The organism is Methanoregula sp., assembly GCF_002835825.1.
Lineage (GTDB): Archaea > Halobacteriota > Methanomicrobia > Methanomicrobiales > Methanospirillaceae > Methanoregula.
Window position 1 is genome coordinate 1 of sequence record NZ_PIZH01000030.1, and the last position, 11,291, is coordinate 11,291.

At 57.3% G+C, this 11,291-nt stretch carries 12 protein-coding genes and 1 pseudogene; 3 read left to right on the plus strand and 10 right to left on the minus strand.

What is annotated here, in order from left to right; genetic code table 11:
• From CW742_RS02125 to mptA, 5 genes and pseudogenes are all read right to left on the minus strand, one after another.
• Positions 1-414, minus strand: a 414-nt coding sequence (locus tag CW742_RS02125) for a coenzyme F420 hydrogenase/dehydrogenase beta subunit N-terminal domain-containing protein (RefSeq protein ID WP_292415916.1), incomplete at its 3' end; no start/stop codon positions are given.
• A gap of 11 nt (positions 415-425) precedes the next feature.
• Positions 426-1,184 (minus strand): coenzyme F420 hydrogenase subunit gamma, encoded by a 759-nt coding sequence (frhG, locus tag CW742_RS02130; RefSeq protein ID WP_292415918.1) that lies wholly within the window; start codon positions 1,182-1,184, stop codon positions 426-428.
• Between the two features lie 43 nt (positions 1,185-1,227).
• Entirely contained in the window at positions 1,228-1,758 is a 531-nt protein-coding gene (gene frhD / locus CW742_RS02135) for a coenzyme F420-reducing hydrogenase, FrhD protein (protein WP_292415920.1), read from the minus strand.
• 10 nt (positions 1,759-1,768) lie between these two features.
• Positions 1,769-3,136 carry a coenzyme F420 hydrogenase subunit alpha gene (gene frhA, locus CW742_RS02140; protein ID WP_292415922.1) on the minus strand — a complete coding sequence of 456 codons (1,368 nt, stop codon included), beginning with the start codon at positions 3,134-3,136 and terminating at the stop codon, positions 1,769-1,771.
• Between the two features lie 297 nt (positions 3,137-3,433).
• Positions 3,434-4,429 (minus strand): annotated as a pseudogene (gene mptA, locus CW742_RS02145) (GTP cyclohydrolase MptA).
• 91 nt (positions 4,430-4,520) lie between these two features.
• Between mptA and ilvC the strand changes: the two are divergent.
• The 3 genes from ilvC (at position 4,521) to CW742_RS02160 (ending at position 6,801) form a co-directional block, all read left to right on the plus strand.
• Complete coding sequence (gene ilvC, locus CW742_RS02150) at positions 4,521-5,510, plus strand: ketol-acid reductoisomerase (RefSeq protein ID WP_292415924.1); 990 nt, start codon at positions 4,521-4,523, stop codon at positions 5,508-5,510.
• 72 nt (positions 5,511-5,582) lie between these two features.
• Positions 5,583-6,068 carry a flavodoxin gene (locus CW742_RS02155; RefSeq protein ID WP_292415925.1) on the plus strand — a complete coding sequence of 162 codons (486 nt, stop codon included), beginning with the start codon at positions 5,583-5,585 and terminating at the stop codon, positions 6,066-6,068.
• Positions 6,069-6,186: 118 nt separating this feature from the next.
• Positions 6,187-6,801, plus strand: a complete 615-nt coding sequence (locus CW742_RS02160; RefSeq protein ID WP_292415927.1) for a translation initiation factor IF-2 subunit beta — start codon at positions 6,187-6,189, stop codon at positions 6,799-6,801.
• 112 nt (positions 6,802-6,913) lie between these two features.
• Here CW742_RS02160 and CW742_RS02165 read toward each other — a convergent pair whose 3' ends face one another.
• The 5 genes from CW742_RS02165 to CW742_RS02185 form a co-directional block, all read right to left on the minus strand.
• Positions 6,914-7,189 carry a DNA-directed RNA polymerase subunit L gene (locus CW742_RS02165; protein ID WP_292415929.1) on the minus strand — a complete coding sequence of 92 codons (276 nt, stop codon included), beginning with the start codon at positions 7,187-7,189 and terminating at the stop codon, positions 6,914-6,916.
• Between the two features lie 69 nt (positions 7,190-7,258).
• Positions 7,259-7,981, minus strand: coding sequence for an MBL fold metallo-hydrolase (locus CW742_RS02170; protein ID WP_292415931.1), 723 nt, complete (start codon positions 7,979-7,981; stop codon positions 7,259-7,261).
• A gap of 1 nt (position 7,982) precedes the next feature.
• The gene (locus CW742_RS02175; RefSeq protein WP_292415933.1) at positions 7,983-9,257 is read right to left on the minus strand and encodes an ATP-binding protein; all 1,275 of its coding nucleotides are present in this window, start codon (positions 9,255-9,257) and stop codon (positions 7,983-7,985) included.
• Positions 9,258-9,311: 54 nt separating this feature from the next.
• Entirely contained in the window at positions 9,312-10,187 is an 876-nt protein-coding gene (gene map, locus CW742_RS02180; protein WP_292415935.1) for a type II methionyl aminopeptidase, read from the minus strand.
• Positions 10,184-11,224 (minus strand): Xaa-Pro peptidase family protein, encoded by a 1,041-nt coding sequence (locus CW742_RS02185; RefSeq protein WP_292415937.1) that lies wholly within the window; start codon positions 11,222-11,224, stop codon positions 10,184-10,186. The genes map and CW742_RS02185 overlap by 4 nt, the downstream gene beginning before the upstream one ends.
• Between the last annotated feature and the right edge of the window lie 67 nt (positions 11,225-11,291).

Here is an 11,291-nt window from a genome sequence, read left to right on the forward strand (position 1 = left end):
GATCGGGTACGGGTGGGCCTTCCGGACAGCCTGCATCTGGCACGGGGTGCCGACGATACCGATCTTGTCCAGGCCGAAGCTCCGGGTTGCTTCCTTGAGGAGGGCAACGTTCGGGCTGATGTTGTACTTGGTTCCGGCTGCTGCAAGCAGCTCAGCCTTGGTGTTGACGATCGCCGGGATGGGTCTCCAGGGTTCGATCATGTCAAAGTTCGTGCTGTCGAGGATGACCTTGGACGGGTTCTTTGCTGCAAACTCCTTGCTTGCTGCAACGATGGCACCGTCGATGATGCCCTCGTCAAGTGCAAATGCAAAGAGCGAGGAAACAATACCGCCATCCTGGGCGCACTTGAGAAGCTCCTTGTCGGTGCTCCGGGCTGAGATGACTGATTTGTATTTACCGAGTTCTGCTCCCATGTTAATCACCTTCACTGGAGTGCCGCCATAATGGCCTCGTTGATCGCCTCGTAGTTCTCAACCACATCGAAGCTGAACCAGCTCCGGGGGCACTGGCTGTAGCACGCGCCGCACTTGATGCACAGGTCGCGCTCGCCCTGGGGCTTGCCGTACTCCATCGTGATTGCATTGACCGGGCATGCTGCCGCACAGGTTCCGCAACCCATGCACAGGCCCTGGTTGATGACGTTGGTCATCAGCTCGCAGAAGCATGCGCTGTTGTTCTCGGTCAGCTTCATGAGCGGGGTCAGGAATGCGGTTGCGAGATCCTTCTGTTCCTTGGTTCCCTTGAGGAGCAGGTATGCCATGACCGCGACGTTCCGGATCATCTGGGGGGTCGGTGCGCATCCGGGGATGAACACGTCGACCTTGATCAGGTCGCCGATCGGCAGGTATGCCTCGTGGGCGGGCTGGTTCTGCTGTCCGCCGCGGGAGAACCGGGTGATGTTGCCATAGCAGGCGCAGCCGCCGAGGGCGACGACGATTGCTGACTTCTCACGGGTCTCCTTGATCTCCTCCACTGCGAGTTTGTCGTTAATACAGACTGAACCCTCAACGAACGAAACGTCTACCTTCTGGATGTGCCTTGCGTCTGCAAGTGTCGGCATATACTTAAGGTCTACGTACCTGTCGAGGAGTGTTAATAATCCGGCATAGTTGTCTGCTAATGCTACAGTACAACCGGTGCACCCACTGAGGTGGGTGTATCCTACGGTAATCTTGTCTGCCACAGGCTTAACCTCCTTTTTAGTTTCTGCTGGTTTTGATGCTACGCTAGCGGGCTTTGGCGGCTCTGCGCTCGCGTCCTTCTTCTTGAAGATTGATAGTAGTCCCATAATCCACTCCAATTTCTGCAAGTATGACCTGGATTGCTTTCGGGATCGCGTTTCTCACATCATCGGAAAGCTCCATGTCAACGTCCGCATCTCCTTTGATGATAGCCTTTGCCGGCTGGCACAGGACAACGGTCGTTTCGATCGTGTCCCTGATGCGACAGAGCTGGTCGACACCGTCCCATGAATGCGGGTCGATGTACGCCCCCGGTTTCAGGTCATTACCGGAGATTTTCGAGATTGATCCGGGCTTTGCGTTGAAATCTGCAATATCGACAACAATCAGCTTTTTCGTCACTTCGGGGTCGAGGAAATTAAAAATAAAGTGCGGGGCGCCAGCGCCGCCGTCCGTTATTGTTATATTGTCGGGAAGTGTGAGCTTCTCCATTTCCTCGATTACCGCAGGTCCAAAGCCGTCATCGCCAAACAGGGGGTTTCCGCACCCCACGATTACGATCTCCGAATACAGCATCAGGTGCAACTCACTGGATGAGCTTCTGCGCTACTACCTTGTTGTCTTCATCCAGTACAATCATGTGGGTTGCACATGACACACAGGGGTCGTACCCGCGCATGATAACTTCGGCAAGCTGCCAGGGTGCGCCCTTGAGGGCTGCGCTGCAGGTTGCAAAGTTCCAGGTGGTCGGGACGAGCATGCTGAAGTACTGGACCTTCCAGTCCTTGACACGGGCAAGGTGGACATCGGTACCGCGGGGTGCCTCGTTGGATGCCCAGCCGAGGGAACCGTCGCCGTCGGGGATGTAGTCTGCAACAACCTTGCCGGCAGTGTTGAGCTCGTCAAGGCAGTCGATCGTCTCGTACAGGCAGTCCTGGTACTCCATCTCACGGGCAATGTTCTGGCCCTGGGTGCCCTTCTCGTCAAAGTTCTTGTAGGTGACAAGGCGGGCGCGGGGGCCGACTTCAACGGGCTGGCCGTCGTACATCGGGATACCGGTGCAGGCTTCCATCTGGGGGTTGACCTTGGTGCCGACCTTGGTGGTTCCGCCAATCGGGTAGCGGGGCTCCTCTAGGTCAACAGTCATCTCACCCATGTACCAGTCCCACGGGCGGACTTCCTTGAACCGGCGGATGTCCCAGGAGGGGCACTCGTCCATGCTCGAGGATCCGTAGAATGCGTGGGTTGCAAGGTAGCCCTGGTTGTGGAAACCGAGATCCTTGGGCATCGGGACCTTCATGCCGCCGACGTCAACAAAGTCTCTCTTGTGGTAGTTCCGGATGACCGCGATCATGAATTCTGACTGGGCGTGGGCAAGGACGAGTCCTTCCTTAGCGAGGTCGTACATCTTGGTCTTGGCCTGCTCCGAGACATTGCGGTACATGCCGCCGACGCGGGTGTTCCGCGGGTGGATGCAGTCGCCTGCTGCGATCTGACCGATGGTCTGGCCGATCTCACGGAGGCGCTGGATCCGCTTTGCAACGGTGCGGACCGGCTCTTCTGCCGTGAACGGGTTGATCTTGGTCTCGGTGCCCGGGATATAGAAATCGGGCAGGATCAGGATGTCATGCAGTGCAATGCTGTGCAGCCGGTTTGCCAGCTGGAGAATGTGACGGAGCATCAGTGCGTCCTTCGGGATCTCGCACTTGATGGATGCTTCCATTGCTTCGGTAGCCGCGAGGTTGTGGGCAATCGGACAGATACCGCAGACACGGGATGCAATCTTGGGGACCTGCTCGGGGGTCTTGCCCACGGCAAGCTTCTCTACTCCACGGACCGGTGTAATGGAACACCAGTTGCCGGTCTCGATGATGCCCTGGTCGTTGACCTTGAGCGTCAGCTTGGAGTGTCCCTCATGTCTTGTGGTTGGGGAAATCTCTACAACTTTCGACAATATTATCGCCTCATGTTATTCTGAGTTGTTCGAATTACTGTACAAAATTACTCTATACATCTCTCATCTCTAGAGATTGGTGAGCGTACAAAGTACGTTCATCTCTATCTTGATCCATCCGTTTTATAATCTTTATGAAATGAGTTCCCGCCGGAAAAAGCCATAAATCAGCGTTATTTTCTCCCGATTCTGTGCAAATCGTGTGTTTTGGAATATTCGACGAAAAAGTAAAACAAATGTGAAAATAAATACGATTTTCTTAACTATACAAATATTTTAAAAAAAAATATGAAGTTTTTAACCGTTTTCGTGCTTTTCGCCGTTCAATTCATCGACCAATTCGGCAATCGTGGCCTTGCGTTCGGCATACGCATCGTGCTGGTGGATGCTCTCCTCGTTGGTCTGCTTGATCGTGACAACGGAATCCCCGGAAAGCTACTCAAATTCGGCCAGTACTTTCCTGGCCATCTCCCGTACGCAGTCCTCAACGAACCGGGGATTTTTGTGCGCGGCCAGGACCACGGCTCCTTCGTCGCCGCGTTTTAAGAGCTCGTAGATCCCGCTGCTCATGGACTCCTTCAGGATATAGATTACCCGCGAGAGGTCAACGTGCTGGTCATCGTCGGTCTCGATGCAGAGGAAGCCCTTGCCGCGCTGGTTGTGGGTGGCCATCGGGACTTCCGCGAAGAACGCATCAATCTTGTCCTTCGGGATGTCAATGCCTTCGAGGACTCGCATCGCCCGCTCCTTCATGATATTCTGGGCGCAGGGGCATGCGGTCATACCGGTGACTTCTGCGCCGATGCTCTTTCGCACGATTGGTGCGCGGAACGTGCGGCGGGCGATTGCCCGTGCATGCACCTTGACGACTTCGTGGCAGGCCGTCTTGCTGATGGGCGTTTCACGTTTGACCATGAACTCGCTTCTCATGAAGACTTCCGTCCGGTCTGCGTACTCGTGGCGGTCAAGCAGTTTCCGTGCAACAACGCTGCAGAGATTCTCGATCTCGTTGACTTCACCATCGATCGCCTGCTGGAGGACCTCGTCGATCACCTCGAAATTGCGCGACAGGTTCGCTCCTTTGAGGCTGCCGGGAAGGTCGACATAGACATCGAAGTTGGAGATGAATATGACCGGGCGCTTTCCTTCGCGGTGCACTTCAACGAGTTTCTTGACGTTCTTTACTCCGACTCTCGTAAGGTTGATCCGCACATCGGGCGACGAGGCCTGGATGTCCGGAAGTTCCCTGGTAAATGCTTTATCGGGGGTTTGATCTGATGCTTTGCGGCTAATAGGTCATCGCATCCATGGGATGTTCGTGTGTCTCTTTAGTTTTTTCATATAATATTTATGTGCTTTGTTGCTGATATGAAAGGGATCATCTATGATGAAAAAGTTTTATGAGGCAGATGCTGACCTCGGCGTCTTAAAAGGCAAGAAGATCGCCGTGATCGGCTACGGGTCGCAGGGCAGAGGGCAGTCGCTGAACTTACGGGACAGCGGGCTCGATGTCGTAATCGGCCTGCGCCCCGGCAAGAGCTGGGACGCCGCAACAAAGGATGGCATGAAAGTGATGAAGGTTGCCGACGCGGTAAAAGCGGCAGACATCATCCAGATCCTTCTCCCGGACGAGCACCAGGGCGCGGTCTTCCGGAACGAGATCCTGCCTCACCTTGCGGAAAACAAGTGCCTCATGTTCTCCCACGGGTTCAACATCCACTTCGGCCAGATCGTCCCCCCGGCAAATGTCGATGTCATCATGGTCGCCCCCAAGGGCCCGGGGTTCATGGTCCGCCGCCAGTACGAGGAGGGTAAGGGAGTGCCCGCGCTCATCGCCGTCCACCAGGACCACAGCGGCAAGGCTCACAAGACCGCGCTCGCGTACGCAAAGGGTATCGGGGCCACCCGCGCAGTGGTTCTTGAGACGAGCTTCCGCGAGGAGACCGAGACCGACCTCTTCGGCGAGCAGGCCGTTCTCTGCGGGGGCATGACCTCGCTCATCAAGGCCGGGTTCGAGACCCTGGTCGATGCCGGGTACTCCCCGGAGATGGCCTACCTCGAAGTGCTCCACGAGACCAAGCTTATCGTGGACCTCATCTATGAGGGAGGGCTCACCAACATGCGCAAGTACATCAGCAACACGGCGCAGTACGGCGACCTCACCCGCGGCCCCCGCGTCATCGGCCCCGAAGCCTACGATGCAATGCAGGAGATCCTCGAAGAGATCCAGACCGGCCAGTTTGCCCGCGAGTGGATGCTTGAGAACCAGGTCAACCGCCCGATGTTCAATGCGCTCACCAAGGCGGACGAGGAGCACCTCATTGAGGAAGTGGGTAAGGAAGTCCGGGGCATGATGCCCCAGTTTAAGCACTAATCACTCTCTCTTTTTCCCGCCCTTTTTCACATATCGATGCTTTTTCCTTGTGGCGATCCCAATACTATCCCAATGAACGTCTGCATCATTTACCACAGCGAGACGGGCAACACCCGCCACGTGGCACAGCACATCGCGGAAGCGTGCCGGGGGAAACTGGTTGAGGTGACCGACAGGACAGAATATGGCCGGCTGACCGGGTTTCTGGTCCGGTGCAAGATGGCCCGCGGTGAGGAGATGACGGCTGTCGAGCCCGCTTCCATCGATGTCTCGGGGTATGACCAGCTGGTGTTCGGCTCACCGGTCTGGGCCTTCAAGCCAACGCCCGCGATCCATGCGGCCATCAACGCGCTGAAGGGATGCGAGGGCAAGCGCGCAACAGCGTTCTGTACGCACGGGGGAAAGCCCGGGCAGACGGCCGAGGTCTTCCAGAAATGGATCGAGGCACGCGGCATGAAATGCGTGGGGAATGCCGGTATCAACCAGAAAGATATCGAGAACGAGAAGAAGAATCGCGAACTGATCGAGATCCTGGTCAAGGATCTCCCCTCTGCCTGAACGGCGGCCGTCCCCTGCCGGCGCACGGGGATGAGGGCAGGTTGCAGCAGGCCTGCCGGCTGACACCTTTTTTCGTTGAGAAAGCCTTTTTGTCCGCCGGCACCTTTCTATATACACTATGACGGACCCGTACGAAAAGCTCCTCAAACAGGCATACTCCAATATTACGGAGAAAACCGAGTCCTCGGAGCGGTTTGTCGTCCCCGAGGCAAAGGCCTACGTGGAAGGCAAGACCACCGTGCTTGAAAACTTCGCCGATATTGTCGGGAAGGTCCGGCGGGACCCCGACCACCTGATGAAATTTTTACTTGGCGAACTTGGGACCAGCGGCAAGATTGACGGGAACCGTGCGATCTTCAACGGCAAGTTCGAGATCCAGCTCATCAAGGCCATCTTCAAGAGTTATGTCGATGACTTCGTGATCTGTTCCGAGTGCGGCAAGCCGGACACACGGCTCGTCAAGGACGACCGGGTAACTCTCCTCCGGTGCGATGCCTGCGGCAGCCACCGCCCGATCCGGAAGCGGAAGGCCCGGACCGAGCCGGTCTCGGAGAACCTTGAAGAGGGGCAGATCATGGACGTCGAGATCCAGTCTGTATCAAAACGGGGCGACGGGGTTGTCAAGATGGGCCGCTACATCATGTACGTAAACGGTGCAAAGCCCGGCCAGAAAGTCAAGATCAAGATCTCCCGTATCTCCGGGTCCATCGTCTTCACCGAGCGGGCAGAATAACGCCCCTGAAAAAATCTTTTTTCGTGTAGTCCTTTCACCTGCCGTTGCCGATGATCAGGGTGGCAGACTGAAGGAAAATGTATTGAAAAAAGTATTCCGGAAGGACCCGGGGTTATGCCTTCGTCTTCTTGATGCCCTTGAGGATCTCGTCACAGTGACCGGTGATCCGCTTGCAGGCTTTCTTGATGATGGGCAGGGGGTTCTTCTTGTTCTTGGTTGTGACGAGCAGTTCCGGGTCAGAGAACTGGAACTCGATGGTATAGCGGGCGACGTCGACGTCGGGGTCGCTTAAGATCTCCTCAACAAGGGCGTTCATGAACGTGTGCCCCTCGCCCTGTATGATGAGCCGCACCTTGTCCTTCTCGAGATCGAGTACTTTTACAATCATCCACCTATGTTTGGGCACCTGAAAACTATTAAGGTATGGGTCCCGGGTACCGCCTTAAGCGCAGCATTTTCAGGGGAAAGTGAAGGTATCCCCGTCCTTTGCCGTGTGCGGGAGGTCCCAGGGGATGTAGTGGCTTAAGTGCACGCACCGGAATTCTTTTGGGGCCAGTTCCCCGGCAAGCGTGCAGGCATCGAGATAGTTCATGTGCTTTGCTATGGTGAAGCTGGATGGCGCGAGAGCATCGAGCAGGAGAAGGTCAAGGTTAGTAAGAAGCTCAAGGCTCTTTTCCGGAATATCCCGGTTGGTGTCCGAAGTGAACCCGACCCTAGAAGTCCCGGTCTCAAAGAGCATCCCGGTGGTGAATGCCGGGGGATGTTTTACCATGAAGGGGGTGATCGTGATCCCACAAAGAGTGAACGGGATGTAGGGATCAACCGGGAATGTCGGGAAATTCAGGAACCGGAAGAATTCCTTGCAGTACGAGAGGACCTGCGGTGCGGCATAGACCGGGGGGATCTGCTGGACCCGGTAGAACTCGCCAAAGCCCATGAAGTGGTCATAATGCCCATGGGTCCAGATGACGGCATCGATATGCGGCGAGCCGCAGCGTAAAAGCTGCTGTCTCAGGTCCGGTGAGGAGTCGACTAGGAGGTGCTTTCCCTCGTTCTCGATCAACAGCGACGTGCGGAGGCGTGTCGCCCCGGTCCGGTGCGCATGGGTGCACTGGGGGCAGTCGCACCCGATACGGGGCGTGCCGATTGCGTCACCGGTGCCAAGAAGCGTGATCTTCATGTTATAGCCAGTTCTGGTGCCGGATCGCTTCGCGGTTCCGGACCATGGCGATGCCCTTTGCGATATCGCTCTCCCGGATATCGTTCCTCTTGTCCATGAGCGCCGAGAGGATCGCCTCCTTGGTCATCATGCGGAGGTCTGAACCGGAGAACCCTTCGGTCTTCTTTGCGAGGGCTGCATAATCGACAGCGCAGTGGAGCGTTGAGGTGACTTTCTTCAGGATATTCTTCCGCATCTCCTCGTCGGGAAGGGCGAACTCCACGACCTCGTCGAATCGCCGCCATGCGGCTTCGTCCAGCAGCTGGGGGTGGTTCGTTGCACCGATCAGGAGGACGCCGTTCCGGATAAGGTTGATCCGGTCAATGTTCTTCAAGAGGGAGTTGACCGCCCGCTTCATGGCGCCATGGTCGTCAGCGGTGCGGCTCTTTGCCACGAAATCGAACTCGTCGACAAACAGGATCGCCGGGGAGAGCTGCTTGGCAAGGTCGAAGATGCGGTCGATGTTCTTCGAGGTTTCTCCAAGGTACTGCGAGGTGACCATGGAGAGGCGGACTTCGAGGACCGGCATGTGCATGGTGCGGGACATTGCAAGGGCAAGCGAGGTCTTGCCGGTACCGGGCGGCCCGACAAAGAGGAGCTTACCGATCTCGTAGATCCGGTGCCGGTGGAGGAAGTCGCGGTGGTCGAGAGCGTGCTGGATCTTTTCAATGATGGCGATCTGGTCGTCCGTGCAGACCAGATCTTCGATATGCTGCTCGATCTCGTCCGGGGCGCTGAGAATGACAAGATCAAGCGCTCCCCGGAGTTTCTCATCCTCGCTGATGAGTTTTGAGATCCGTGCGTCAAGGTGGGCTTTTGTGTCCTCGAACGGGGGATTTGCCTTCCTCACGTCCTTGTAGGTCACCCCGTTGGACCCGCCGATCTTCTCGAAATAGAAGGCAAGCGCCGGGTTCTTTTCCAGAAATGGCTTGCCCCCCTGCTTGAGGAACCACTGCCCGGCCGGTTCAAGGGCCGTGATCTTGAGCCGCTGGCCGAATTCTTCGTAGGCAATGAAAGGGTTTGCCGAGAGTTTCGTGTGGGCGTCGGAAATGGAGAGGGCACGCTTGATCAGCCCATCGCTGACATAGACCGGGCGCTTGATCTCGGAACCGGTGGCACCAAAGACCTCACGGCAGAGGGGCGTGACGTCGTTGATGTCAAGTTCCGGGTGCTGGTTGAAGATCTCGGCCGTCAGCACGACCTCCATGATGCGCAGGGTTTCAGAATCTCCGGACATGGCTGTAACCTTAATTAATCGACCCGGGCATGCATAAGGTTTCTTATCGTTCTCTTACCGGGTCGTTACCATGCAGCCGTCTGCGGTGACGATGACCGTATGCTCGTGCTGGGAGACAAGGGAGCCGGGAATGTCGGCAAGGACGGGGTAGACATGCAGCGTCCCCGATCGTACAAGCGCAGGAAGGGCGAGGTCGAGTTTCTTCTCGCCCAGCCAGCGCCGGGAGAATGGCAGGCCATTCCGATCTTTGATACGGTCAAGAATGGTGCGGCCTGCCGGAATGCGCACAGGGCGGTTCGAGATCTGCGAGTAGATCTCCATCCGGGATTTCTCTCCCACGCGGCCGCTTCCCGTGGTGGCGAACGGTTCGATCGCAAAGACCATGTCCTCTTCGAGCACGACACCCCCGCCAATGGCGGTGTTGTGGATCGTGGGCGGGCCGTGAAGGAGAAACCTGCCCAGGCCGTGGCCGGTAAGGTTTGCAACCGGGCGATATCCCCTGCTCTCGATCTCCTGCTGGATGGCGGCCCCGAGCGCTCCGGCCGGAACGCCGGGCTTTATTGCGCGGATCGCTGCTTCAAGGGCTTCCTTCGATGCGTCGAGCAGCAGCGAGTTGTTCCCGAGGTCCACGGTGACAGCGGTGTCGGCAATGTACCCGTCAATCTGCACCCCGAGGTCGAGCTTGGCAACGTCCCCTTTCCGGAAGACCCGTTCATCTCCCGGAGAGGCAGTGTCGTGTGCAGCATCCTCGTTTAAGGAGAGGTTGAGCGGGAATGCAAGCGCAGCCCCCTCCTCTCTCACCCGTGCCTCAACGGATTCGACAAGATCGAGGTAGGATGCCCCGACACGGATCCCCTTCGCACCTTCGCGGAGGATCCGTGATGCAAGGGAGCCGGCGGTCCGGTAGTTTTCCAGAACATCGTCCTTCACAGGACCAGCTCCTCAGAAAAGTGCGTGAAATTGGAGAAGCCCTTTGCAGTGACCGCTCCCATGTCCTCAAGTCGCACCCCGCCGGTGCCGGGATAGTACAGGCCCGGTTCGATAGTGATAACGTTCCCGGGGCGAAGTTCCTTTCCTGCCGGTCCCACGGTCGGCAGTTCGTGGACCTGCAATCCTACGCCATGCCCGAGGTTGTGGGTGAATCCCCTTGTATCGCTCTCGTACCCGTGGTCCTTGAAGAAATCCACGACCGCCTGGTAGACATCGGCCCCTGGCACGCCCGGTTTTATCAGGGACGTTGCGAGGTGTTTTGCCGTATACAGGGTATCGTACATCTCCCGGATTTCGTTCGAGGGCTCGCCTTTGACCACGGTGCGGGTCATGTCGGAGTAATAGCCGCCTGCCTCTTCGACCGGGAAGAGGTCGATGATGATCGGCTCGTCAGCGTGCAGGGGTCCGGAGCCGGTGGCATGCGGGATCGCCGTGTCCTCACCGCAGGCAACGATCGTGTCAACAGCTGTGCACCCGCAGGACAGAAGTTGGCTGTGCATGGCGAACCGGATATCTTCCGAGGTCAGCGGCTTTCCCTTGCGATGGAGGATGCCTTTCTTTACCGTGGACTTCCGGATCAGGTCAACGCCGAGGCCAAGCGCGGTCTCGGTCACCTTCTGGACGCGGCGAATTGCAGCGATCTCGACCCGTGACTTCTCGGCCCGCATGGACAGGATCGTCCCTGAATCTACGATCACGGTGCAGTGTTTCTCCAGCGCCCGGGCAAGCCCGACCGGGAACTGGGGGGGGACGAGGATCTTCTTTCCGGCCTGCCCGGCAATCATTTTCGCTGTTGCGCGGAGCGGGTCTTTCTCTTTTTTCAGGATCTCCGGCAGGTGCGCCTCGGCCCGGGTCATCACTGCCGCAGGCGATTCGCGGGACGCGCGCCCTACTTCCATCTGGGAGATGATGATCGTGTTTTTTTCCCCGTCCTTCCGGACAACGACGAACGGGTTGGTTGTCCATAACTGCGTCATATACAGCCTGTCCGCCCCTCTCGTGTTGGCTCACACCTGTTACGGATCCGCCCTTCCTATCCTCATA